The following is a 26,152-nucleotide window of genomic DNA, read 5'->3' as shown; positions in this document are numbered from 1 at the left end:
AAGCTGCTCAAACTACTGGGCAGCTTCTTTGTGCATGCAAAGAAAGGTTATTCCCAAACAACAAATTAGATATGAACTTACTACAAATTACTGAGATCCTATTAAAATCTTAGACATGCATACATAATTATCTGAATATTATAAAATAAAAAGGAAAGGAGGATAAAATGGAACCGATTCTACGTATAGAGAATGTATCATTTTCCTATAAAATCAATGAAAAAACTACAGTTTCAGTTCTTAAAGATGTTTCCTTTTCTGTTTTCCCGGGGGAATATGTCGCAATCATCGGGCACAATGGTTCAGGTAAATCCACACTTTCCAAGCATTTAAACGGGATATTAACGCCAGAGTCAGGGGATGTTTGGGTTCACAATCTGAATACAAAAGAACTAATAAACAAAAGGGAGATTCGCAAAGCGGTCGGCATGGTGTTTCAGCATCCTGACAATCAAATTGTCGCGACGATTGTTGAGGAGGATGTAGCCTTTGGCCTTGAAAATATTGGCGTGCCAAGGGATGAAATGCAGAAGAGGATCGATGATGCATTGAATGTGGTGAAAATGTCGGAATTCAGAAAACGTCCCCCGCATCATTTATCAGGGGGACAAAAGCAAAGGGTTGCGATTGCAGGAGTTCTAGCAATGCACCCTGATTGTATCGTATTTGATGAGGCTACCAGCATGTTAGATAGTTTTGGCAGGAAAGAAGTTTTCCAGTTGATGCGGAAAATGAACAGCATGGGGATGACAATCATTACAGTCACCCATCGGATGTCTGAGGCAGCAGAAGCAAACCGCATTATCGTTGTGGAAGACGGCAAAATCGTTATGGATGGGGCGCCGTATGAAATTTTCAAATATAAAGAGAAGCTAGAGCAGCTTCAATTAGATATACCAACTATTAGCCAATTGGCAGAAATCATTCACAATCATCATTCCGATTTCTCTAAGGATATGATCCACGAAGACGAGCTGATTAATGAAGTAAAAAGATTAACTAATGGAATAAGTGAGAAGGTGAGATATGCCGAATCGTAACATGATGATTGAAGTTGAGAACCTTTCCCATACGTACATGAAAGGAACACCAATGGAGCATGTAGCTTTGAAGGGAGCAGGTATGTATGCATATGAGGGCGATTGTATCGCCATTATCGGTCACACCGGTTCGGGAAAATCAACTCTGATTCAGCATTTCAATGGGTTGATAAGACCTGAAACTGGCAAGGTAATCATCGATGGAGAGGACTTATCAAAGAAAAAGCTTGATTTGAAAGCGTTGCGGCGAAAGGTCGGGCTTGTTTTTCAAAACCCTGAAGATCAAATTTTTGAAAAATTAATTGGAGACGATATTGCCTATGGACCGTTTAAACTTGGATTGCCAGTAAAGGAGGTGAGGGAGAGTGTAAAATGGGCAATGGACGTTGTTGGTTTGGATTTTTCGAGGATGAAGGACAGGCAGACGTTTGCATTGAGTGGTGGTCAGAAGCGTAAAGTTGCACTCGCTGGCATTTTAGCCTTAAAACCAAAGATTTTAGTGCTCGATGAACCAACGGCAGGTTTAGACCCAAGATCAAGGAATGAATTGCTAGACAAGATTAAGTTTTTAAACAAGGAAGAGAAACTGACCGTGGTATTTGTTTCCCACAATATGGAGGAAGTCGCCTATTTAGCTGATCGAGTCTATGTGATGGCTGATGGAACCGATGTGTTAAACGGCACGCCGAAGGAGATTTTTACGGATAAAGAAAAGCTGAAGCGCTACCAAATCGGAACCCCTGAAACGGTACAGGTCCTCTATCGGCTCACCAACCTTGGATTCAATGTAAATACTGCTGCCTTTACCATCAATGAAGCGTCAAACGAAATTATTAAGGTACTTGCCGGAAAGGAGGAGGGTACCCGTTATGTCTAATGAATTTGAATTGTCCCGCAATATAACCATTGGTCAGTATGTGCCAACTGGATCATTTATTCATCGCTTGGATCCAAGAATTAAGCTGCTTGCATTTGTTTTGCTCGTTTTAGCGATTGCGCTAAATACGAGTTATATAGGTAATGCCATTGGACTTTTGGTATCGGTTTATTTATTTTGGGTCTCAAAAATACCGATCAGCTACGGGTTGTCCGGTGTGAAACCAGCTATTCCATTTATCATCATTCTGGCTATTCTTCAGCTCTTATTTCAAGGACAAATTTTTTCAAATGGAACGGTATACGTTGATTATGGTTTTGTCTTGATTACTAGTGAAAGTATTCGCTTAGTGGTTGTCTCGGCCGTTCGGTTTATTGAAATTATCTTCTTAAGCAGCGTTCTCACCCTATCAACTTCAACCACAGAGTTAACTCATGCCATTCAAAGTCTGTTAAGTCCTTTAAAAAAAATCAAATTTCCTGTCTACGAAATTTCATTGATTACCACCATCTCGATTCGATTCGTCCCAACTTTTGCAATGGAAATGGAAAAAATGATGAAGGCTCAGGCCTCAAGGGGAGCGGACTTTGGTTCAGGAAGCTGGTGGCGGATCATCCAAAGAACAAAGGATATGTTTCCAATCATCATCCCATTGTTCAATATTGCATTATCAAGAGCAGAGGACCTGATTCTAGCAATGGAATCACGCTGCTACACCCCTGGAGATGACAGAAGTACGTTTTCCCACTATAAAGCACTCAAGAAAGATTATTTCGTATTATTGATTGGACTTTTATTATCCTTATTACTGCTTTTTTATCGGTTTCCTTTTTAATTAGTCTATGTTAAAGGGCATTGTTGATTTTGAACCTATGTTGATTGGAGCGGAAGGCGCGAGATCCTCGAAAATGCTAACGAATTTCCTTCGTGCAGTGATGATTCATGGAAGCATATTCAACGTCCTGCGGGAGTACTGGGAAGGGGAGACCCCACAGTCGTTAAGCGCCGAGGAGGCTCCCCGGAACGCCCGCGGATGCTCGCTTCTTGAGCGCAAATAAACAGCCAAGTTTAACACAGCCTTTAATTAAAATGTCTCAAAAAAAGATGTTTTGATTTTTTGTAAAACAAATAATTTAAAAAGGGGAGATATGGAATGAAAAAGTCACTAACGGTTCGTGATATTGTGATTGCTGGCGTTTTGGGTGCAGTGGCCATTCTTTTAGGTGTGACAAGACTCGGTTATATTCCTGTGCCAACGGCTGCCGGAAATGCAACAATCATGCACATCCCGGCAATTATTGGCGGAATCATGCAAGGACCTTTAGTTGGTTTAATTGTCGGTGCGATCTTTGGTATTTCGTCATTTTTAAATGCCACGGTTCCACTATTTAAAGATCCCTTAGTTGCCATTCTGCCGCGGCTTTTTATCGGGGTTGTGGCTTGGCTGGTGTATGCAGGTCTACATCGAAAAAATGAATATCTGGCTGTAGCTGTATCAGCGTTTTTAGGAACATTGACCAATACGGTTCTTGTTTTAACGATGGCGGTTGTAAGGCATTATTTAACTGCTGGTGTAGCATGGACAGTTGGAGTCACAAACGGAATTCCAGAAGCAATTGTCGGAACGATCGTTACATTAGCCGTTGTGTTAGCTTGGAAACAGATTGGAAATAGCAAAAAGTCAAAAATCTCAGAGGACGAATAATGTCTGGATTTATTACAGATGTACCTGGAGTTAAGGTTGGGAATAGAGAAGATCAGAATGCATTAACAGGTTGTACGGCGATTCTGTTCGAAGAGGGTGCGGTTGCGGGAGTAGACGTGAGAGGGTCTGCTCCCGGAACCCGGGAAACGGATCTTTTAAACCCTATTAATCTGGTAGAAAAAGTACATGCGATCTGTTTGAGTGGTGGAAGCGCCTATGGTTTAGATGCTTCTTCTGGAGTGATGCAATTTTTAGAAGAGCAGGGAATTGGCCTGGATGTTGGTGTTGCTAAAATTCCGATTGTCCCGGCTGCAGTGTTATTTGATCTTGTGGTAGGGGATCCGAAAATCAGACCCGACAAACAAATGGGATATGAAGCAGCAAAAACAGCAACAAACGAGAAGTTTCCCACTGGAAATGTCGGTGCAGGTTGTGGTGCAACTGTTGGAAAACTAGCTGGGCTAGAATTTTGTATGAAGGGCGGGTTAGGCAGTGCATCACTCCGCCTGGAAAATGGGGTCGTGATTGGTGCGATTGTTGCTGTTAATCCAGCGGGGGATGTCCGCGATCCTTCTACCGGAAAAATGCTAGCAGGACCCTATGTAAAAGAAACAGGCATCATCCTTGATAGCTTGAAGTTATTAGAACAGAACTATCAACCGACTATTCCAAGGGGCACAAATACAACAATTGGTGTTGTAGCTGTAAATGCGGAATTAACAAAAGCAGAAGCGACGAAGGTTGCGCAAATGGCACAGGACGCCTACGCCAGGACCATTTATCCTTCGCATACGTTGTATGACGGGGATACCGTGTTTGCTGCTGCGACTGGTGGAATAAGAATGTCAGTGGATGTTATAGGTGGTTTAGCAGCCAAGGTTATGGAACAGGCGATTCTAAATGCCGTCCATTCTGCTGAAAGTATCTTGGGAATCACCGCTTATCAGGATTTAGGGAATTTTTTGTAAAATGGAGGGGTTGCAGTGTCTTTACTTGTCAGTGATTATGTCGATGATAAAGAAGTAATTAATCTAACGCAATCATTAGTTCGGATACCGAGCGTTTACCGTCCAAATGACCCCGAGGGGAATGAACTTAGAGCTGCGCAGTTCGTATATGAGTATTTGAAAAACTTGGGTCTAGAAGTCTATATCGAAGAAGTGGTGAAGGGGCGTCCGAATGTCATCGGAATTCTCGATTCTGGAAGGCCGGGGAAAACCATCCTTTTTGAAGGCCATACCGATGTGGTAACCGAAGGGGACCATAGTGCATGGAGCTATGATCCATTCGGAGCTGTGATTGAGGGCGGCAGAATGTATGGAAGAGGAACGAATGATACAAAAGGAAACCTCTCAGCCGCTATCGCAGCGGTCCATGCCATCAAAAAAAGCAAACTAAAATGGAATGGGAAAATCATTCTATGTATTCCATGCGATGAAGAGGGGTTAATGATTGGGATCAAGCACTTCATCAAGCGGGGCTGGGCCCAAGGGGTAGATGGCGCAATCATTTGCGAGCCGGAGGAAAATCAAATCTGTATCACACAAAAAGGTGCAATGAGGGCAGTACTTCGGACCTTCGGAAAAATGGCACATGGTGCGATGCCGCTGACTGGAATAAATCCCAATACGAGAATGGCGCAAATCATTTGTGAGCTTATGGCTCTTGAGGATTTCGAGAAAAAACGAGTGGGGGAGCATCATTATTTAGGGTGGCCGAGCATTACCCCGACGATTATTTTAGGTCCTGAAAAGGGAGATCCACAAATCAATGTCATTCCCGACAATTGTATGACCACATTAGATATTCGGACAGTTCCGGGGCAAAATCACGATCAGCTAAGAGTGAATATGGAAAATATTTTAACACAACTTGGTTCGAAGGATCCTGATTTTAAAGCTACGTTAGAGGTGATTGAAAGCCGACCGTGGACAGAGACAAGCTTGGATGACCCTATTGTCAAGGCAAGTATAGAATCGTACCGTACTGTTATTGGAAAAGAGCCTATATATAACGGAGTGCCTGGTGCAACGGACGGTACATTTTTGCATTTAGCAGGGATTCCGATTGTTACGACGGGGGCAGGAGACCGTCATATTCCACACCAAATCAATGAATATATCGATTTGGACGAACTAGTAGAAGCATCGAGGATTTATGCGCAAACCGCTTTGTTCTTTTTAAATGATTAGAAATGTTATAGTTTTTTGTTGATTTTTTTAATAAAAAAAGAAATACCCTTTATGGACATGTTAACCCAATAGGGTAGGCTTAATGGTGCCAAATACAGAAATAAAAAAGGAAAAAGTGAAGTCAATAGGGCTCATTAACGCCAAAAACAGAACAGGAAAAGGGAAAAGTGAAGCTAATAAGGCTCATTAACGCCAAAAACAGAACAGGAAAAGGAAAAAGTGACGGTAATAGGGCTTATTAACGTCAAAAACAGAACAGGAAAAGGGAAAAGTGAAGCTAATAGGGCTCATTAACGACAAAAACAGAACTGGAAAAGGAAAAAGTGACGGTAATAGGGCTCATTAACGTCCAAAACAGAACAGGAAAAGGGAAAAGTGAAGCTAATAGGGCTCATTAACGCCAAAAACAGAATAGGAAAAGGAAAAAGTGACGCTAATAGTGCTCATTAACGCCAAAAACAGAACAGGAAAAGGGAAAAGTGACGCTAATAGGGCTTATTAACGTCAAAAACAAAACAGGAAAAGGGAAAAGTGACGCTAATAGGGCTCATTAACGTCAAAAATAGAACAGGAAGAGGAAAAAGTGACGCTAATAGTGCTCATTGACGACAAAAATAGAACTAGAAAAAGGAAAAAGTGTCATGAATAAAAGAAAATAGTAAATGTTACTGTATTTTTTATTTATTTACTATTGAATGACCAAATATAAACTAATGTAATCTACTTTTTGACCTAGACAAATGATTAGAAGGATCTGAGCCTATACCCCCATTTTTAAAAGTATTTCTCATAGAATGAATGAACAGTCGCAAATTGGAGGAAAAAAAATGACGAAGGAAGTACCTGTATATCACCTATTTATTGACGGTGAATGGGTGGAGACTGAAGAATATACTGAAGTACATGACAAATATACTGGCGAATCAATTGCCAAAATTGCCAAGGCGAAGAAGGAACATGTCACCCTAGCGGTTACTGCTGCCCAGAAAGCGTTTAAGGAAAATAAATTAACTGCTTATGAGCGATATGAAATTCTATTAAAAACTGCTGAGCTTATGGAACAAAGACGGGAAATGCTAGAACACTCATTGGTCCAAGAAGTTGGTAAAACTGTTAAAGATGCTAGAGGAGAATTGGACCGCGCGATTAGTACCTTCCGAATCTCTGCAGAAGAGGGAAAAAGAATTGCGGGCGAAATGGTTCCCTTACAAGGTGTACCTGGATCAGAGAATCGGCTCGGTTTCACGATTCGCGTCCCAAAAGGGGTTATCGGTGCGATTACTCCATTTAACTATCCATTATTATTAGGGGCTCACAAAATTGCTCCAGCACTCGCGGCAGGAAATACAGTTGTGTTAAAGCCTGCAACCGTTACACCGATTGCTTCCTTCCATTTATTAAACCTACTACACGAAGCAGGACTCCCTAAAGGATACCTTCAAATAATCACAGGATCTGGTAATAAAGTTGGTGACTGGCTGCTCTCTGATGAAAGAATTGCCATGTACACCTTTACTGGCTCAAGTGAAGTCGGTGCTGCTATTAAAGCAAAAAGCGGAATGAGGCCAGTCGCCTTAGAGCTTGGAAATAATTCACCAAACATTGTTCATGAAGATGCGGATTTATTATTGGCTGCAGAACAGACAGCGCACCGAAGCTTTCATAATGCAGGCCAGGCATGTATTGCTGTCCAACTAATTTATGTTCACGAAAAAGTAGCGTATGATTTTATGGATCTTTATTTAAATATTGTAAAACAGTTAAAAGTAGGGGATCCGAAAGATGTTGAAACAGATGTCGGCCCCATGATTGATGAGCGAGAGGCACGCCGATCAGAAGAGTGGGTCCAAGAGGCTGTTGCAGCTGGTGCAACTCTACTTTTAGGAGGAAAGCGAGATGGTGCTCTCTTTTATCCAACTGTTTTAACAAATGTCACCCATGAGATGAAGGTGGTGTGCAGGGAGGTTTTTGCTCCGATTGTTACGATCATTCAGTATAGTAATATCGATGAAGCGATTCATTTAGCCAATAAATCGGATTACGGTCTTCAAGCTGGAATTTTTACAAAAGATATGAATCTAGCATTAAAAGCTTCACGAGAATTAGAATACGGTGGAGTGATTGTCAACGATGTGTCTACATACAGGAATGATGTAATGCCATATGGTGGTGTGAAAAAAAGCGGTCTTGGAAAAGAAGGTCCTCGATATGCGATTGAAGAAATGACTGAAGTGCGAATGGTTGTGTTGAACCTGGGATAAGGAGGGGAAATTTGTGCTGTTACAAAACCAAATTGCCATCATTACGGGTGCCGGATCAGGAATGGGAAGAGCCATGGCATTATCCTTTGCGAATGAAGGAGCAACCGTTGCGGTGGCTGATATCAATATCGAGGCTGCGGCGGAAACAGTCAGTCTAATCCAAGCGAAAAATGGAATGGCAATTGCCATTGGAGTGGATGTAAGCAATGCTCAATCGGTAAAAAAACTCATTAACACAGTTGCAGAAAGAGAAGGGAAAATCGATATTATCATCAATTGCGCCGGGCTCCCGCAAGCTTTTACCCCGATCGAAGATCTAGAGGAAGAACAATGGGATCGACTCCTAAACGTGAACACAAAGTCTGTTTTTCTAACAGCAAAATATGCTGTTCCCTTTATGAAAAAGCAAAAACAAGGGGTGATCTTAAGTATTTCCTCCATTGCTTCCGAAAGAGCCCGTCCGGGTCTAAATGCTTACTGCGCCTCGAAAGGTGCGGTGGCAGTGCTGACAAAAGCCCTCGCCATCGAGCTTGCTCCATTTGGAATTAGAGTAAATGCGATTAACCCAGGCCCAACCAATACCGAAATGCTCGGTAAATTCATCCCTGATCATGAAGGGGAGCTGGAGCAACAGAAGCAGGAAGTTTTTATTAGTAGCATACCGCTCGGGAAACTAATCGAACCAGAAGATATCGCCCAATCAGCCTTATACCTCTGTTCGCCACTCTCAGAAAAAGTAACAGGAACGATCCTCAATGTTGATGGGGGAAGAGGAATATAAAAAAGTGCCTACTCCTAAGTGATTTAAGGAGTAGGTATTTTTAAAATATAAGGTCTATTTTGACATTTAAAGTAAAAAATCTAATTAGTGGATTTGAAGGAATAATTATTCTATCATAATATTGTCTGTAAAATTTATGTAATACAGGAAAGGAGTAACCTTAGGCAGAAGAGATATTATTTATTGAAAGATTATTTGCCATTGTTAAGTAAATTACTTAGGTATATAAAAAAAATCTATTTAATTAAGAAGAATCTAATTGCATGGAAGGAAGTGATGGAAAAATAATTTAGTAGGCTTTTTAGAATAACATATTTTTACATAATTAATTTTTTTATTGCATCCCAAATTTCCATATCATCGAGAGGTTATCAAAATGTTAGAAATTCAAAAATTATTTCCAAGTGTAAATGGGGATTCATTAAAAAGAGAGGAATTTTTATCGTATATTAGAGATTTACTTACAAAAATTGATGAATTAAAGGATGAAAATAAACTTTCTTTAGGTGAAATGCCAAATTACAACAAAGATTTTTACAATCAAAAGGTAGTTACATCTACAGTGCCACAACAGGGAATAGGAATAGAAGAAATCATTACATCTTTAGTTAATTTAGCTAAGGGTCAAAGAATTGTGAACAGTTGTTATGTAGCAAATGCAGCCCCACTACCAAATACAGCTAGTATCATAGGGAATTTACTCATGACTTTATTAAATGGTAATAATATCTGGGATATTGAAGGATCAGCAGCAGCTTCAGCAGAAGTAGAAATAGTAAGTTCCCTCTCTAAAATAGTGGGGTATGATGAAATGATTAGCTCAGGTTACACGACTTGGGGAGGACAAGGAGCAGTTTTTAATTCATTAAGAATTGCTATTGCAAAAAAGTATCCAAACGCAAATAGAGATGGTGTACCAAACAATTTGTATGCTTTTTGTTCTGAGTTATCTCATTTCAGCTTATATAAATCAATGGAAGCAACAGGGATTGGTACAAGCCATCTAATTAGAGTAAAAGTAAATGAAGATGATTCCATGAACCTTGAGGATTTACATAATAAGATGGTTGAAGTGATAGAAAATGGTGGAGTCCCGATTTATGTATTAGCTACTATGGGAACTACAGATTCATTTGGTATAGATGATATAAAAGAAATTAAAAATATCTTGAAACAATTAGAAGTGAACTATCATTTAGAAGATATTTATTTACACGCTGATACCGCAATGGGTGGTATGTTTACATTTTTTAATGATTACAATTTCCATGAAAACCCACTAGGTTTTGAGGAAGAAGTGCTTGAAGTATTAATGGATTATCATACAAAGTTTAAATATGTTTCTTTATCTGATAGTATGGTTTTTGATTTTCATAAACTAGGTCAAACCCCATACACAACAAGCCTTTTCCTCATTAAAGATAAGTTAAATTTAAAGTACGTTGATTTAGATGCTGAAGAAACGCCATACATAGGTGACCGGGGTTTTGGAAGCTACCACACAAGTTATACACTTGAATGTTCTAGAATGGGAAGTTCAATCCCAATTTATGCATCATTATTAACATTTGGTGTAGAAGGATATCAAAAAATCCTCGCAAATTATTTAAGAGTTAATATAGCTTTTAGGAAAGCATTAAAGGAATCATTCCCTGATGTTGTAATAACAAATGAAGTTTCTCCAGTTACAACTTTTAGATTCTATGAAAAAGAAAATAACTGGCCGAATGAATTATTTGGGAGAATAAGTTCAAAAGAAATAATTGCAACAAATGAGTACAATGAAAATATTTCTGACAACATTGGAAATAATCGAAATATCGTTTACTTTGGAAGTACAAAAAAACAGAAGCTTGTATTTGCTTCAGATTCAAACGAAGCGATACCATTATTTGTTCATAAATTTTATTGTATTTCCCCATATACAACTGTCGAGAAGGTACCGGATTACATCAATTTTCTAAAGGTTTTCAAAAATAAGACTTTACAGTACTCCTAAAAGCAATGTCATTAGAAGAAACCCTCAAAATTTCACATAAAAAATCCAAGATGAAAATTATTATTCATCTTGGATTTATTTGTACGATCCGATTGAATGATGGAAAGAACAAATATCCAATAAAAACCCCAAGCAAATTCAAGATCAGATCGTCGATATCCATGCTTCCCCGATGGGTAAAAAACTGTAAAATTTCAATTAAAGCAATAGCAACGATTGGTATAAAAATAAGTTTCAAGACAGATTTTGATATTTGATCATCAGAAAAATCCCATATGGAATGAACAAACCAATATTTGCTGATAGATTATAAAAGGATATTAACCAATTGACCTTACCTGAGAAATAGAATGAGATGGTTGAAAAGGGAATCAGGTTCCATGATTGATAGCTTTGGTCGTTTGGCCGAAAGAATAGCAAAACCAAAATGGCGATGGTATACAGTCCTAACACACCTAAAAACAGTCCGTAAGGAAAACGAAAGCTTTGCTTACGAATCAATAAAACAAAAAAGAAAAAACAGATCAGAATGCAAAAAAATACAACCGCTAGAACGATTGGGTTAAGGTAAGTGACAAATTTATTAGGACTGGTGAGAGAATAAGAAACAGGCCTATTGAAAAAAATAGAGAAATAAATAATGATTTTTTCAACGTAAAACACACCTCAATTTTTTCGTAAATCCATTATAACCTTTATTATTTTTAAACTTCCATTTAATTTGAATCTTTATTTTTATGTACTTACTCTATCAGGTATAATATTGCTATCTTAATAGTTGAGAGGGAATAGTTATGCCAACATTATCAGAAGCTTTTGTGGACTCTTTAGCACCTAACGCGGCAGCGGTGAAAAACGGCTGGGGGTTAGTGAAGAAAAATCAATTTATCACTTTATATAAAAGTGAAGATGGTTCCGTTTTGTTTGGGGAATGTAAGGGAAGCGGGAAAAATAATTATTTAACATCTGTAGACTTTTTCAATGAAACACCTGTAGCCCGCTGTACTTGTCCTAGCCGTCAGTTTCCTTGCAAGCACTCGCTTGGGCTCATGTACTGTTTTGTCCAAGGTGCTGATTTTTCCATAGCTCCGATACCAGAAGAGATTGTTGAAAAACGCGAGAAATCTGCCCAACGCCTGGAAAAAAAGAAAGAGCAAAAAAGCATTCCTAAGAAGGTCAATAAAACGGCATTAGCAAAAAAAATAACAGCCCAGATCGAAGGTCTCTCTGTACTTGAGCGCCAGATTCATCACTTATTACGTTCTGGTCTTGCGACAATTGATGCAAAAAAACTTAAAGACCTAGAAGATATAGCTAAACAACTAGGTAATTATTATTTAAAAGAGGTTCAACACGACCTTCGGGAAATGATTTTATTATGGCATGAGGATTTACCTGAGGATCCATTATATTCGCTCGCCTTCGAACAAATCCAGCAACTTTATGTACTATGTAAAAAAGGTAAGCAGCATTTAACAAAAAGACTTGAAGACCAAGAGCTCCTTCCGGAAGTAGAGACAGATATAGAAGAAAGACTAGGTCATATTTGGCAGTTAGCTGATTTACGTGATCGCCATTTGTCAATTCCTAATGTCAAATTGGTCCAACTATCATTCTATTCCACCAAAAGTGGTGCACGTAAGGAGTTTATCGAAGAAGGAATCTGGCTGGATCTAAATAAGGGATCCCTTTATTACACAAAAAATTTCCGTCCATTTAGAGCAGTGAAACAAATCAAGGAAGGAAACTCGATTTTTTCTATTGTCAGCATGAATGAATTGTTCGTGTATCCTGGTGAAGGAACCCCACGTATCCGCTTCGAGGAGTACCAGTTTGAAAAAATAGAAGACCTTAAGCATATCAAAACCCTAGCGAAGCAAAATGTAGAGGAAGTCGTTAAAAAAGTGAGAAATCAGTTAAGGCAGTCTCTAGCAGATAAGCAACCAATTGAATTTTTAGCTTTTTCTAAGCTTGGGAAGGTGAATGGAAAATGGATGTTAGAGGGGATGGATGGTAGTAGGCTTACACTCTCAGACGAATTCGGAAAAAATCCCACCACAATGCCATTATTAGATTTACTTTCGAATAAAGACCTTGAAAACAATGCCATGCTAGTTCGATTCCACCATGACCTTGAAAATGGGATATTAGCAGCTAAGCCTTTAACGATTGTCACGTCGAACCGTATGATCCGTTTACTAGGATAAACAGAGGAGAAAGAACATGAGTATACCTGTATTAAATGAGTTATATGAAGATGTTAAGCGGCTCACAATTGCCGGAAGTGATCTAGCGCTCGGGGATATGAGTCTAAGGAAAAAACTGCCTGTTCTCGTAAAGATGGGCGAAAGGGCTCCCGTTTTTACAAGACTAGCCCTTTTAACAGAAAAACTAATTAATGGAGATGATTCCTCTTCAGAACACTTAATGGACCTCTCGCTGCTCCTTTCCTCCGTTTTGTATACAATGGGAAAAACGGGCGATGAGGGGGAAATGATAAACGAAACAGCACAAGGCGAATACCCAACTGAGCTTTCCTATCTAACGTTAAAGCCGATCATTGAAGCATTAACAACGAAAGGTTCAGGACGTGCTGAAGTGATTGAGAAGGCCTATCAAACTGAAAAAATATTTGATTTGCGATTGGTCCATCCGCTCGTAAATGCTCTTGATGACAGTTACCAAGAGATTGCTGATTTCGTTGCCTTACATATATTGCCCGTGTATGGTAAGGATCTTTTGCCAATCCTTCAATCGTCATTTTCCATGAAGGGGAAAAAAGGGGATGGTCGTAGATTAAAGGTCATAAGCCGTATACTCGGGGAAGAAGGATTGCCTTTCTATTTAGATTGTGTATCTAATGGATCTGAGCAGGTACGAATTGCTGCCATTGAAATTTTGACACCATATGATGAGGCAGAAGAAATTCTTTTGGAATATTCCAATGCCAAGAAACTAGAAATAAGGAGAGCTGCCTATCAGGCATTGGTAAAGCGAGAAAGTGAAAAAGCAGTACAATGTTTAATGAAGGCATTAGAAAGTAAGGATTGTGATCTCATCCTGGAAATTGCAGTGAACAACAGCTCAGCCATCCTAAAGGAAGCATTGCTGGAGTTTGCAAGAACACAATACGACGAATTCCTCCAAACGAAAAAACAGGAAAAGGGAAATCTTCTTCTTTCTGTTTTATATTGTTTTTACCCAGTACATAATCAGCGTATATCTGACTTTCTCCGTGAGATTATCGCGAACATTGATATTCCGCCAAACATAGCCAGAGCAGCAGTCGTGTATCAATTTAGTGAAGAAAAAGAAACGCTGGAATATATTGAGTCTATCCACCGAATGCCGCGCCGCTCCGGGCTTGTTGACTTGTCTTTGCTGGCAAGCTTAATCATTCGATCAAAAGAAGAAATATATGATCTTTATTCGCGATATGTAAAGCGATCACGTAAGGATCCATCAGGCCAAGTACTGCTGGAAATGATGGAGCGTATGATTTTCTTTACCCTCGACTTAAGAGCATTTGATGATAAGTTTCATAAGATTGAATACCAGTATGAAACTGCAGGTCACGAATTCGATAATAATAAGTTTCTTAGTTTGGAATGGGATGAAAGATGGGTGGAGCTGCTCATTTCGCTTGATGAAGAGGATCTTGTCTATCGTCTGCCAAAAAGAGTCATAAGTAAAAAACATATCCAATATCTTTTAGACAAGATCGCTTTGAATCCTTATTTTTCAAGTAAACGTGGGATGGCGGTAATGACTTCACTGATCCAAATCGGCTACGAAAATGTATTTGACGTTATGGTCGATACCCTGAAAAAAACAGATGTAAACATGAAATCGGTCCGATTCCATTTTAGAATAATTGCCGATAATCTAGGTTTATTTACTTTACTCCCCAAAAATGTAACCGAAGAATTAAAGCAAATAACAGAACAAGATATTACAGAACCAATTATAAAAGACAAGTTACATGAAATAATCAATTTTTTAAATTCTAAGGGGGAAGATTTATAGTGGAGTTATTGCGTTTAGCGGCTGAAAAGTTGTATGAAGATGAATTAACAGAAATAAAAAAGCATGACAAAGGAATTATCCCTGTTGGATGGCAAATGTCGCCTCGTGCAGTATTTACATTTATCGCAGGTGGTAAGGTCGGAACTATGAATATCACCTCAAAATATCTAGGCAATAATCGTTTGATTGAGATGGCAATTGCCTCTTTAATGACTGATAGAGCTCTCCTACTAATTGGAGAGCCGGGGACGGCGAAATCATTACTTTCTGAATTGCTTACAGCAGCGATTCATGGTGATTCTGGAAAAATTATTCAAGGAACAGCAGGTACAACTGAAGATCAAGTAAGGTACTCATGGAATTATGCCATGCTTCTTGCTAATGGACCAACTCGAGAGGCACTTGTTAAAAGCCCCATCTTTAGGGCAATGGAAACGGGTGTAATTGCCAGGTTTGAGGAGATCTCCCGTTGTTCGTCAGAAGTTCAAGATGCACTGATTTCGATTTTATCTGAAAAAAACATTTCCATACCGGAACTGGATGAGGATATTTCTGCTGTCAGAGGATTTTCAGTTATTGGGACGGCAAACACAAGAGACAGGGGAGTTAATGAAATGTCTGCAGCTTTAAAGAGACGTTTTAATATATTAATATTACCGACTCCAGCAGATATGGAAACTGAAATAAATATTGTCAGAAAACGGGTTGGTGAACTTTCTACTCAGCACAACCTTCAAGCAGAACTACCTGCTGATGATGTCGTAGAAAAAGTGGTGACCATTTTCCGTGAGCTTCGATCCGGCATGACATTGGATCGTAAAGAAAAACTTAAATCACCAAGAGGAGTCATTTCAACTGCAGAAGCGATTTCACTACTTACTAATAGTATGGCACTTTCCGGCAGCTTTGGCACAGGTCAAATTACGGACAATGATTTAGCAGCAGGCCTTCAGGGAACGATTGTGAAAGAAGATGGGAAGGATCAACTGGTTTGGAAGGAATATTTAGAGAACGTCATGAAGAAAAAAGGAACTGAGTGGCGAAATCTATATCATGCCTGTAGTGAGCTGAATGGTCGATGAAGCCACACATCTTTGGTGTCCGCCATTTGTCACCTGTTGCAGCTTATCATTTAGAAACTCTTTTAGAGCAAATCAAACCAACTGCAGTTTTAATTGAAGGTCCTTCAGATATGTCAGGATTAATTCCTGATATTACAAGGCAAAAAACGAAGCCCCCGATTGCAATGATGGCCTATACTACAGAATTACCGATTAACACAATTGTTTATCCATTAGCAGAATATTCTCCTGAATTCAGGTCTATGCTTTGGGCTGAACAAAATGATTCACACGTAGAATTTATTGATCTGCCAAGTGGAATTTCAATCCTATTTGACCGTAGTCAGGAAGATGAAGATATTGAAAAAAAACCTATCAACATTTATGAAAGAATTGCCAGCCTCTCAGATGAATCTGATTATGAAACCTTTTGGGAGCGTTCATTTGAACAAATCTTTTCTTTAGATAATTATCGAGCAGCAATGGATGCATTTGCCCTCCAACTCAGAGAGCTGGAACAACATACAGGCCGCTCCTCTGAATGGGAGTATAACCAAATAAGAGAATCCTATATGAGGAAACAAATTAATCGAATTATAAATGAAGGGCATCAACCGGATAAGGTAGTTGTTATAACCGGTGCATTTCATGTACCGGCGCTTTTGGCAGATTCCTTTCCAGATGTGGATGTAAGTGCCTTGCCTAAAAGAGATGTCAGCTTAACGTTAATGCCGTACTCGAACTTCAAATTATCCTCCCAATCCGGTTATGGTGCAGGGAATCATGCACCTGCATATTTTCATATGATGTGGAATTGTTTAAAAGATCTAAACAGAGAAAAGCTTACAGCTTATTACCTTACAAACATTGTTTCAACATTGCGAGCATCAGGGACCTATCGTTCAACGGCAGAAGTGATTGAAGCCACCAGACTTGCGTCTGCCCTTGCATCGATTCGAAATAGTATCCCTACATTAAAGGACTTACGCGATGCTGCAACCGTTTGCCTTGGAAATGGTGATTTTTCGGTAATTGTGGACGCTTGTACTTTAATAGAAATTGGAACGGAAATTGGAGAGTTGCCGGACGGTGTATCACAGACATCTATTCAGGAAGATTTTATTCGTCAGTTAAAAAGTTTAAAGTTGGTTAAATACAGGACTAGTGAGGTCAAACCGATTCAATTAGATTTGCGAGAAAACAGGCGGGTGAAAAGCAAAGATGCTGCCTTTTTAGATTTACATCGCTCATTCTTTTTCCATCGACTTCAAGTGTTAGGTATTCAATTTGCAATGCCCGTGGTATATACACAAGAGCATGCTTCTTGGGCAGAAATTTGGAATGTAACATATAATCCTGAAGTGGAAATTCAACTTATTGAATCAACATTGTTAGGAGAAACTATTGAACTGGCTACTGCCTATCAATTGAAAAAAGAACTAAGTAAATGCCAAAATATCGGTGATGCGGCTCGTTTAGTTCGTGCAAGCTATATGTGTGGAATGGTCGAAATGATGGAGGAAGCACGGAATACAGTTGCATTTTTGAGCACAGATTCAGCAGATTTTGTGGAAAATACCCATGCAGTCGATGAGCTTTGCCGAATTGTCCTTTTTGGGAATGTAAGAGGATTAGATACAAAAACACTTATTCCTTTAGTCGAACGGCTGTTTTTGCGCGGAACCCTGCTATTATTGGAAGCTGCTTCCTGCAATAATGACCGCGCAAAAGAGGTTATGGTTGGAATACAGGTAATGAACGAAACAGCAACAGCTCTTTATGAATATGTTAATGAAACGCTTTGGTATGGAATGCTGACAGAATTATATCAACATGATGACCGAAATCCGCTCCTTTCAGGATATAGCTGTGGGATTCTCCTTGAAAAAAATAAGATTGATTCTCGTTCACTTGAAGAAGAAGTCTCTAGGTGCCTTTCTCCTGGTATCTCCCCTGATCTTGGTGCTGGCTGGTTTGAGGGCCTTTGTTTGAGCAATAAATATGCTCTTTTATCAAGGACTTACCTTTGGGGAAAACTGGACCTTTATATTACGACATTAAGCGATGAGGAATTCCGTCGGGCACTAGTATTCCTGCGTCGTTCTTTCAGTAATTTTTCCTCGTCCGATCGATCGAAGGTGGCTGAAATACTCGGAGGAATTTGGGGATATGATGAATTGCAGGTCAGCGAATATTTAAATGATACGTTAACTACAACGGAAGAAACAATCATAGATGAATTAAATGAATTCGATTTTGGGGATATTTAAACATGAGTATAAATGAGAAAATGAAGCGCTGGAGATTGGTATTGGGGCAAGTGACTGAAACACAATTCACAGGTGGAGCCTCCTTACTTTCACAAGAAGAATTGCTAATGGATGAAGCACTTGCCGCTATTTATGACCAACAGATAGGGGCCGAAATTGGACAAAGAGGCGGTTATAATTTGTCAAAATGGATCGGTGATGTTCGTACTTTATTTCCTGATGATGTGGTCTCAGTGATACAGGGGGATGCCATCGACCGTAAGGGCTTGTCACAGTTATTGTTTGAACCGGAAACACTCAGGAACATCAAGCCGAGTATTGAGATGGTTGCAACATTAATATCCTTAAAAGGGAAAATTCCAGAACGGACAAAAGAGACAGCCCGTGAGCTGGTGAAGGTGGTCGTGGATGAAATTAAACTTAAGCTTGAAAATGATGTCCAGAGAGCAGTAAAGGGAGCAATTAACAGGAAAAAACGTTCGCTTCAATCAGCTGGCGCAAAAAGCATCGATTGGATGTACACAATTAAAAGGAACTTAAAGCATTACGATCAAGAACGGAAAATCATGATTCCTGAACGATTTTATTTTTATGACCAAAAGAGAAAAAGCAATCAATGGCATATCATTCTTGATATTGATCAAAGCGGTTCGATGGCGGAATCGGTGATTTACGCATCGATTATCGGCTCTATTTTTGCCAGTATACCTGCATTGAAAACACATGTTGTAGTCTTTGATAATGAGATTGTGGATTTATCAGAGCAATGTAAGGACGATCCTGTAGACATGTTGTTTGGAATCCAGCTTGGCGGCGGTACAGACATTAATAAATCGATTAGCTATTGCAAGCAATTCATTACAGATCCTACAAAGACAATCTTTATTTTAATTTCCGATTTGTTTGAAGGTGGGAATCAAGCCGGGATGCTTCGACGAATGAAAGAAATGCGTGAATCAGGTGTTAAAGTAATAGCCTTACTGGCCCTTTCTGATCACGGAGTACCGGGATATGATGAAAACAACGCAAGAAGGCTAGCGTCCATGGACATCCCATGCTTCGGATGCACTCCTAATCATCTTCCTGAATTGTTAGAAGATGTCTTAATGGGAAAAGATTTAAGCAATTGGGGAACAAAGTCAAAAAACAAAGGAAGTTCTTGATTTTAACAAACAAATCGGTCTACTATTAAATCAGTGGGAACACAAAACTAGAGCTTAGAAATTGAGGGACGGCATATTGAAAAAATTCCAAAACTGGCTAATACTAATACTGTTGATTTTAACGATTATTTTTGTTTCTTCCAAGATCACTTTCTTATTCGAACCTATCGGAATCTTCATTTCAACCTTATTCTTTCCGATTCTCATCGCGGGTTTCTTATTTTTTTTATTAAATCCTATAGTTGATTATCTTCAACGCAAAAAAGTGCCAAGAATTATTGCTATTTTATTGATTTATGTTGCAGCTGTGTTACTGATAGTTTTAGCAATTGGAAACTTAATTCCGACAATTAGTAAGCAGTTTGCTGCTTTAACCCTGGCGATTCCAGGATATGCTAATGAAACAATTAATTTTTTTAACAATCTAACTCATACAACACAATTTCAATGGGTAACAGGTGCACAAATAAATCTTCTCGGTACAATCGAACATAAGCTGATTAGCTATGCTAATAATTTTCCAGAGATGATTACAGCAAGCCTAACGAATATATTTGGTGTGATTGCCAACATAACGGTCATTCTGGCAACCGTTCCTTTTTTACTGTTTTACATGTTAAAGGACGGTCATAAGTTTCCGATTGCCTTATCTAAATTTTTCCCATCTACTTTCAAGGATGAGGGTTTGAACATTTTAAAAGAGACAGGGGAAACGATTTCTTCCTATATTCACGGACAAGTAGCAGTTGCGTTGACTGTTGGAATAATGGTGCTTATTGGATATTTTATTATAAATTTACCATTTGCACTAGTAATGGGTTTAGTAGTTACAGTTACCTACTTTATTCCTTATATCGGTTTGTTTCTTGGTGCAACACCGGCTGTGATCGTAGCATTTTTTGATTCGCCAACCAAAGTCTTGTTAGTATTGCTTGTAATTATTATTTCGCAGCAGATTGAAAGTAATCTTTTATCACCGCTTATTCTTGGAAAAAGTCTTGATATTCATCCTGCTACCATTATCATATTACTTCTTGCGGCCGGAAATCTTGCCGGAGTCTTAGGAATGATTTTAGCCGTGCCATCATATGCAGTCGTAAAAACCATCGTCTTAAACGCAATTAAAATTCTAAAGGCCAGAAAAAAGGCAAGTATATCGACTGATTGAAAAAGGGAAGATGGAAAGGTAAACTTTCCATCACATCCCCACTTTTAATTGATTTAGTATAGCTTGTATTTAATACCCGCGGTTCCGATCAACAATTCCTTGTAATCGCTGATTATTTACGTATCTATTTAAATTATCAATAAAAAATTGACTAACCCCCTCTACTGTGCTAGGTCCTGACAGATGTGAAGTGACATAAACATTTGGCATAGAATAGAAGGGATGGTTCTTTGCCAGTGGTTCTGACTCAAATACATCCAGAACTGCAGCACGTAGATGACCTGATTGCATGACAGAGATTAAATCTGTTTCATCAATCAATGCTCCGCGACCGACATTAACAAGACAGGAATCCTGTTTCATTGCTAAAAGCATTTCTCGGTTAAGGACTTGATAAGTATCCACTGTTAACGGAAGCGTAAGGACTAAATAATCAAGTTCTTTCACAAATTCTCGCCATTTGTCTGAGGTAAAATGGCAATCCACAATCTGAGCATTTTTTTCACTAAAACTTAAACCATAAACATTCATATTAAATGCTCGGGCTTTCCGCACAATTTCCTCTCCAATGGATCCGATTCCCGCTACGCCGAGTGTTTTTCCTGCAAGAGATTCAGAAATGAAGGAATCCCAGCGATGTTCTATTTGTGATTGTCTCATACGTGGAACATCTTTCACTATGTATAAGAGATACGTAAAAACATATTCCGATATAAATGCTCCGAACTGATCGACAATACGTGTTAGGATTATGTTCTCAGGGATGGATTGATCTGAGATAAGATCATCTACTCCGGCTCCAGTCGATTGAAACCATCTGACCGATGAAGAAATTGATTGACTGAGTAGTTTAGTCGGAAATTTCCATCCCAAAATAATTTCCGTATCGGGTAAATATCTTTCTGCTTCCTCAAGAGACTCGGCGTACTTTACGGATGTAAAACCATAATCTTGGATAAACTGAGCATAAGCTTTTGCCTGCTTTGGACTATAAACAAGTATATTAGGGTTGGGTGTACTCATCGATTTTCTCCTTATTTGCGATTTTGAAGTAGTCAATCCTTAAAAATTTATAAATAAATGGGAAAGTTTTAATTAAATTGGTTTCCAAATGATACTTAGTCACTTATTATTAAATTATAGTATTAATAACAGTAGGAGTCGAGTTGCTCTATAGCATAGATAAATATACAAAAGGGGGTTATTTGATTTGAGAAAAAAAGAAAAAAAACAACAAAAGTATAATTTTTTTCAACGAATTGGTCGCGCCTTTAAGTTGAATTTTATAAAGCTTGTTCGGTCCCCAGGAGGGGCCAGAAAGGTATCAATGGGTTTTGCTATTGGCTTTGGCTTGGAAATGGTAGTTATTTCATCCGCATCACTTATTTATATTTTGTTTATACCTATTGTTCGTTTAGCCAAGGGATCATTGCCAGCTGCTATCATTGGAAATGTCGTTGCAAAAGCATCGTTTCTCCCTGTAATCCTTTTACCATTAGCTCGAAAAATTGGTTATTTGATTTTTCCAATGAAAGTTAAAGAAGGGCACAACACAACTTTTTCTTTTCATGATTTAATGCATGGTGATTTCCATCAATTAGTAAGCATTTTGCATGGAGGAATCCACATGTTAATTGGAATGGCCATATTCGGTGTTGTGTTGGGGACTATTTCTTACTTTGTTGTTTATTATTTCTACGAAAAGGAAAAAGAGAAAAAGCTTATGAAAATGAGACATAAACAATCTATCCGTAAAAATAATTTCAATAATAATCTCATATAAGTTGTAAATTCCACCTAAAATGAATATAATATTTTCGTAAACCGTACGACGTTTTCTTCATGTGTACGGTTTTATTTCTTTTTTTGCCTTTTCTTTTATTTTTTATGGTAAATTGGTAAGATAGACATTAGAAAATGATTGGATTATAAACAAAAGTGGGAAAACCCATATCGTAGTGAGCAAGAAGTTTGAGGAGAGGAACCAAAATGAATTTTGCATATCAAAAAGTTCGAAATATCTTTAATAAGAATATAAGTTTTTTCTTTTTAGCTGTTTTCTTCCTTTGGATAAAAACATATTTAGCTCAATTAACACAGTTTAAATTGGGTGTTGATGGTCCTTTTCAAGAGTTTTTATTATTCATCAATCCTTTGGGATCATCTTTACTTTTTTTGGGGATTGCCCTCTTTTTTAAGGGAAGAAAAAAATATACTTGGCTAATGATTATTTATTTTCTTATGTCCCTACTTTTATATAGCAATATTTTATATTATCGATTCTTTAATGATTTTATTACGTTACCAACTTTAACACAGACATCAAATTTTGGTGATGTGAGCAGTAGTGTCGTTTCCTTATTAAAACCATATGATTTTTTATTCTTCATAGATTTTATAATCTTGATTGTTTTATACAAATATCGTTTTTCTAAAATGGAAGATTTTAATTGGGATCGTCGAAAAATGTCTGCTTTGTTTTCATTAACATTGGCCATTACTTGTACAAATATTGGGCTAGCAGAAATTGACCGACCAGAATTATTAACAAGAGGTTTTGATCGAAATTATATTGTGAAATATTTAGGAATGTACAATTATGCTATTTACGATACGATTCAAAGTACAAAAGCATCTACCGAAAGGGTTTTGGCCAATAGTAATGATATTACGGAAGTTCTAAATTATACAAAATCTAATTACGCTGAGCCGAATCCAGAATATTTTGGTGCTGCGAAGGGCATGAATGTCATCTATTATCATTTGGAATCATTCCAAAATTTCCTGATCAATTACAAATTACATGGGGAAGAGGTAACTCCGTTTTTAGATTCTTTGACAAAGGATCCAAACACCATGTATTTTGATAATTTTTTCCATCAAACTGCTCATGGTAAGACATCTGATGCTGAATTTATGTTAGAAAATTCATTATATGGATTACCCCAAGGTTCAGCTTTTGTCACTAAAAGTTTAAACACGTACCAGGCTGCTCCTGCGATTCTAGATCAACATGGCTATACGACTGCCGTGTTCCATGGGAATACAGGAAGTTTTTGGAATCGGAATGAAATGTATAAGTCATTAGGATATGATAAGTTTTTTGATTCAAGTTATTATAATATGAATCCTGAAGATCTTGCTCAATATGGGCTAATGGATAAGCCGTTTATTAAGCAAACAATCCCAATGCTTCAGACATTACCACAGCCATTTTATACCAAGTTGATTACGGTATCGAATCATTTTCCGTATACAATTGATAAAAAAGATACGACGATTGCACCGGATAATACGGGTGTACCATCTGTCGATAGGTACTTCCAAACCGCTCGTTATGCAGATGAAGCATTAAGGCAGTTCTTTGCTTATTTAAAAAGTTCGGGATTGTATGACCACACTGTAGTCATTATTTACGGGGATCATTATGGAATTTCAAGAGACAATGATAGTCAAATGTCACAAGTAATCGGAAAACAAATTACACCTTTTGATGATGCTGGTCTGCAACGTGTACCTTTATTCATTCACGTTCCGGGTATGAATGGTGGAGTTAACCACGAATATGGCGGTCAAATCGATGTACTTCCGACTCTTCTACACTTGCTAGGGATTGACACAAAAAATTATGTGCAATTTGGAACAGATTTACTTTCTAACCAGCATGAGCAATTAGTACCTTTCCGTAATGGTGACTTTGTAAGTCCAACAATCTCATCAGTTGGCGGGAAATACTATGATTCCACTACGGGATTGGAATTACCAACCGATAGAATGGCAGAAGCTAACAAAGATCAACAAATCGTTGATGAAAAATTATCTTTATCGGATAAAGTAGTCAATGAAGATTTATTACGTTTTTACACACCTAAAGGTTTTACTCCGGTAGATCGAACAAAATACAACTACCAAAAAACGCAAAATAGCCAAACAAATCAGTAAAGTTGTTACAAGGAAGAGGATGTTCCAACAAGGTCTGACCTCGCTTAACACTCAATATATAGTGGCTTATTAAACTAAGTTCAACTATAAAATTGGAGGTTAAAGGGGGATGGCACTTTGTTTTGGACATCCTCTTTTGTCTGGTTAAACACCTAGACTTTCACTCACTATTTTCACAGGACTAATCATTTACACATAAGATACCTTACAATAAAAGATTGAACGGGAGGAATCACAGTGCCCTCAGTCATCAATTTAGGTATTATGAATATTAATTCTCCCCAACCAAGTGCTGCAATCTTTGTCGGTGAATCGATTGTTACAGGGATGGATGCCAACAGGAAATACAATTTGGGATTTGGGGGTCTTTATGGAGTTTTTAATGTTGTTGCAGGGAATATAAGTAACATTAACGACAGCTTTGAAGTGGTTGACGGTGCCATTTTTGACCAAGATTTTAAACCGAATTTTGGGAATAATATCTAGAAGAATACAAAAAGAAAAACCCTTATTAATTAAGGGTTTTCTGATGATTTTTCGTTCTTGCTTTTTTGTCCCAACGGTTTCTTTTTCATAGGCTCATGCTCACAGTTTGTTAATGAAGCGCTTGTATGTGAAAGGTTGTTTCGATCTCCATGAATGTTACCTAAGCCTTGGTTATGTCTTTTGCTGCTTTTAAAGTCTTCGATAAAATTATTTCCAATGCTAAAGCAAGAGGCTCCCTCGATACTCCCGATTTTAATCGTTCCAATATGAAAGGTTGGAGATAAAATGGGGGAAGACATTAATGATCATCCTTCCATTTTTCTTTGTTTTTAACCCAATAATTTTGGCTAACGATATTTTCGTCCCCAGACAAGACTCCGACTACTTCGTTAATAACACTTTCTTTTCGGAATTTTTTATGAGTATTTTTTTTACCAATGAAAATACCGGAAGAATTACTCATTCTACCTACTGATATTTCTTCAAAAGTAATATTGATCATTTGCTGTTCCCCTTTATTATTTCTAGTATCTTATTCAAACATTGGGCGAATGACACAATCTTTGCAAATTTCGTTAGGCATATATCACAACCTTGCTACTAGGAACATAATGTAAAATAACTAGTGCTATATGATTTAAGATTAAACGAAATAGTGGTGAGAAAAGAATGTTAAATCCTTCACAATTTATTTTTAATGGAGATATAAATGTCCAAACAATGCAGAGACAATGTGGCATTTTTATCGGGGAACGAAACAATGCCATTGGTTGGAGTGCCCACGGCAAAGAAAATAGTGTAATAGGAGGTATTAGTGGCAGGTCTAATCTTCTTCTCCACAATGTTTCGATATTGAATGACCCTGACTTTATTGATACACCGATTGATGACCGAGATGTTAATATTTGTTTTGATAATTTAAGTGATGAAGATCAAACAACAAACCTCACACTTGAACAAATAAATGTCAACACAATGTTTCAAAATAGTTCAGTATTCTTAGGAAACTCCCATGTAACAGGGATTGATGGAAATGAAAAAGTGAATTATTCTCAAGGCAGTCTATTTGGAAATCATAATCAATTGTTAAACAATTTTAATTTAAATAATGACCAAGATGTGATTGATGGTATCATGGAAGATCAGGATATCAAAATTACTAATATTAATAAACAATAAAA

Annotated in this window: 24 protein-coding genes; 19 read left to right on the top strand and 5 right to left on the bottom strand. The window is 38.1% G+C overall.

Annotated elements, in window-relative coordinates; translation table 11 throughout:
- The first annotated feature begins 167 nt into the window (after positions 1 to 167).
- The 9 genes from BN1082_RS00525 to BN1082_RS00485 all read left to right on the top strand — a co-directional run bounded on the left by BN1082_RS00525 (position 168) and on the right by BN1082_RS00485 (position 10,855).
- On the top strand, positions 168 to 1,040 hold the full coding sequence (locus BN1082_RS00525; RefSeq protein ID WP_090629443.1) for an energy-coupling factor transporter ATPase: 873 nt from the start codon (positions 168 to 170) through the stop codon (positions 1,038 to 1,040).
- Entirely contained in the window at positions 1,027 to 1,917 is an 891-nt protein-coding gene (locus tag BN1082_RS00520; protein ID WP_245640256.1) for an energy-coupling factor transporter ATPase, read from the top strand. The genes BN1082_RS00525 and BN1082_RS00520 overlap by 14 nt, the downstream gene beginning before the upstream one ends.
- The gene (locus tag BN1082_RS00515) at positions 1,910 to 2,752 is read left to right on the top strand and encodes an energy-coupling factor transporter transmembrane component T family protein (RefSeq protein WP_090629440.1); all 843 of its coding nucleotides are present in this window, start codon (positions 1,910 to 1,912) and stop codon (positions 2,750 to 2,752) included. The genes BN1082_RS00520 and BN1082_RS00515 overlap by 8 nt, the downstream gene beginning before the upstream one ends.
- A 318-nt stretch (positions 2,753 to 3,070) precedes the next feature.
- Positions 3,071 to 3,622, top strand: a complete 552-nt coding sequence (locus BN1082_RS00510; protein ID WP_090629437.1) for an ECF transporter S component — start codon at positions 3,071 to 3,073, stop codon at positions 3,620 to 3,622.
- The gene (locus tag BN1082_RS00505; RefSeq protein ID WP_090629435.1) at positions 3,622 to 4,590 is read left to right on the top strand and encodes a P1 family peptidase; all 969 of its coding nucleotides are present in this window, start codon (positions 3,622 to 3,624) and stop codon (positions 4,588 to 4,590) included. Before BN1082_RS00510 ends, BN1082_RS00505 begins: the two co-directional genes overlap by 1 nt.
- A gap of 15 nt (positions 4,591 to 4,605) precedes the next feature.
- Complete coding sequence (locus tag BN1082_RS00500) at positions 4,606 to 5,814, top strand: M20 family metallopeptidase (RefSeq protein WP_090629432.1); 1,209 nt, start codon at positions 4,606 to 4,608, stop codon at positions 5,812 to 5,814.
- A gap of 827 nt (positions 5,815 to 6,641) precedes the next feature.
- The gene (locus tag BN1082_RS00495; protein ID WP_090629430.1) at positions 6,642 to 8,075 is read left to right on the top strand and encodes an aldehyde dehydrogenase family protein; all 1,434 of its coding nucleotides are present in this window, start codon (positions 6,642 to 6,644) and stop codon (positions 8,073 to 8,075) included.
- A 13-nt stretch (positions 8,076 to 8,088) separates the two neighbouring features.
- Positions 8,089 to 8,856 carry an SDR family NAD(P)-dependent oxidoreductase gene (locus tag BN1082_RS00490; protein ID WP_245640255.1) on the top strand — a complete coding sequence of 256 codons (768 nt, stop codon included), beginning with the start codon at positions 8,089 to 8,091 and terminating at the stop codon, positions 8,854 to 8,856.
- 376 nt (positions 8,857 to 9,232) lie between these two features.
- Positions 9,233 to 10,855, top strand: coding sequence for a pyridoxal phosphate-dependent decarboxylase family protein (locus tag BN1082_RS00485; protein WP_090629427.1), 1,623 nt, complete (start codon positions 9,233 to 9,235; stop codon positions 10,853 to 10,855).
- Between the two features lie 64 nt (positions 10,856 to 10,919).
- Here BN1082_RS00485 and BN1082_RS00480 read toward each other — a convergent pair whose 3' ends face one another.
- Entirely contained in the window at positions 10,920 to 11,093 is a 174-nt protein-coding gene (locus BN1082_RS00480; RefSeq protein ID WP_176699602.1) for a VanZ family protein, read from the bottom strand.
- Entirely contained in the window at positions 11,090 to 11,308 is a 219-nt protein-coding gene (locus tag BN1082_RS27195; RefSeq protein WP_176699601.1) for a VanZ family protein, read from the bottom strand. Before BN1082_RS27195 ends, BN1082_RS00480 begins: the two co-directional genes overlap by 4 nt.
- A gap of 341 nt (positions 11,309 to 11,649) precedes the next feature.
- Here BN1082_RS27195 and BN1082_RS00470 point away from each other — a divergent pair, with 341 nt between their 5' ends.
- The 6 genes from BN1082_RS00470 (at position 11,650) to BN1082_RS00445 (ending at position 20,543) form a co-directional block, all read left to right on the top strand.
- Complete coding sequence (locus BN1082_RS00470) at positions 11,650 to 13,062, top strand: SWIM zinc finger family protein (protein ID WP_090629420.1); 1,413 nt, start codon at positions 11,650 to 11,652, stop codon at positions 13,060 to 13,062.
- A 16-nt stretch (positions 13,063 to 13,078) separates the two neighbouring features.
- The gene (locus BN1082_RS00465) at positions 13,079 to 14,881 is read left to right on the top strand and encodes a HEAT repeat domain-containing protein (RefSeq protein WP_090629418.1); all 1,803 of its coding nucleotides are present in this window, start codon (positions 13,079 to 13,081) and stop codon (positions 14,879 to 14,881) included.
- A complete protein-coding gene (locus BN1082_RS00460; protein WP_425412088.1) occupies positions 14,881 to 15,963 on the top strand; it encodes an ATP-binding protein in 1,083 nt (360 codons plus the stop codon). The genes BN1082_RS00465 and BN1082_RS00460 overlap by 1 nt, the downstream gene beginning before the upstream one ends.
- Entirely contained in the window at positions 15,960 to 18,212 is a 2,253-nt protein-coding gene (locus tag BN1082_RS00455) for a DUF5682 family protein (RefSeq protein ID WP_090629413.1), read from the top strand. The genes BN1082_RS00460 and BN1082_RS00455 overlap by 4 nt, the downstream gene beginning before the upstream one ends.
- Before the next feature lie 2 nt (positions 18,213 to 18,214).
- Complete coding sequence (locus BN1082_RS00450; RefSeq protein ID WP_090629412.1) at positions 18,215 to 19,375, top strand: VWA domain-containing protein; 1,161 nt, start codon at positions 18,215 to 18,217, stop codon at positions 19,373 to 19,375.
- A gap of 76 nt (positions 19,376 to 19,451) precedes the next feature.
- On the top strand, positions 19,452 to 20,543 hold the full coding sequence (locus tag BN1082_RS00445) for an AI-2E family transporter (RefSeq protein ID WP_245640254.1): 1,092 nt from the start codon (positions 19,452 to 19,454) through the stop codon (positions 20,541 to 20,543).
- A gap of 69 nt (positions 20,544 to 20,612) precedes the next feature.
- On the opposite strand, the gene BN1082_RS00440 is transcribed toward BN1082_RS00445, so the two are convergent.
- Complete coding sequence (locus BN1082_RS00440) at positions 20,613 to 21,566, bottom strand: D-2-hydroxyacid dehydrogenase (protein ID WP_090629409.1); 954 nt, start codon at positions 21,564 to 21,566, stop codon at positions 20,613 to 20,615.
- Positions 21,567 to 21,753: 187 nt separating this feature from the next.
- Here BN1082_RS00440 and BN1082_RS00435 point away from each other — a divergent pair, with 187 nt between their 5' ends.
- From BN1082_RS00435 to BN1082_RS00425, 3 genes are all read left to right on the top strand, one after another.
- On the top strand, positions 21,754 to 22,326 hold the full coding sequence (locus BN1082_RS00435) for a DUF2062 domain-containing protein (protein WP_090629406.1): 573 nt from the start codon (positions 21,754 to 21,756) through the stop codon (positions 22,324 to 22,326).
- Positions 22,327 to 22,532: 206 nt separating this feature from the next.
- A complete protein-coding gene (gene ltaS / locus BN1082_RS00430; RefSeq protein ID WP_090629404.1) occupies positions 22,533 to 24,485 on the top strand; it encodes a lipoteichoic acid synthase in 1,953 nt (650 codons plus the stop codon).
- 264 nt (positions 24,486 to 24,749) lie between these two features.
- Positions 24,750 to 24,971, top strand: coding sequence for a hypothetical protein (locus BN1082_RS00425; RefSeq protein ID WP_245640253.1), 222 nt, complete (start codon positions 24,750 to 24,752; stop codon positions 24,969 to 24,971).
- Positions 24,972 to 25,000: 29 nt separating this feature from the next.
- On the opposite strand, the gene BN1082_RS00420 is transcribed toward BN1082_RS00425, so the two are convergent.
- Positions 25,001 to 25,270: a hypothetical protein gene (locus BN1082_RS00420; protein ID WP_090629398.1), complete on the bottom strand. Its 270-nt coding sequence runs from the start codon at positions 25,268 to 25,270 to the stop codon at positions 25,001 to 25,003.
- Positions 25,270 to 25,473 carry a hypothetical protein gene (locus BN1082_RS00415; RefSeq protein ID WP_090629396.1) on the bottom strand — a complete coding sequence of 68 codons (204 nt, stop codon included), beginning with the start codon at positions 25,471 to 25,473 and terminating at the stop codon, positions 25,270 to 25,272. The genes BN1082_RS00420 and BN1082_RS00415 overlap by 1 nt, the downstream gene beginning before the upstream one ends.
- Before the next feature lie 167 nt (positions 25,474 to 25,640).
- Here BN1082_RS00415 and BN1082_RS00410 point away from each other — a divergent pair, with 167 nt between their 5' ends.
- The gene (locus BN1082_RS00410) at positions 25,641 to 26,150 is read left to right on the top strand and encodes a hypothetical protein (RefSeq protein ID WP_090629392.1); all 510 of its coding nucleotides are present in this window, start codon (positions 25,641 to 25,643) and stop codon (positions 26,148 to 26,150) included.
- The last annotated feature ends 2 nt before the right edge of the window (positions 26,151 to 26,152 follow it).

Origin of the sequence: Neobacillus massiliamazoniensis, from assembly GCF_001048695.1 — a bacterium.
Lineage (GTDB): Bacteria > Bacillota > Bacilli > Bacillales > Cytobacillaceae > Neobacillus > Neobacillus massiliamazoniensis.
Note: the sequence above shows the minus strand (reverse complement) of the source record. Positions and strands in the feature narration are given on the sequence as shown.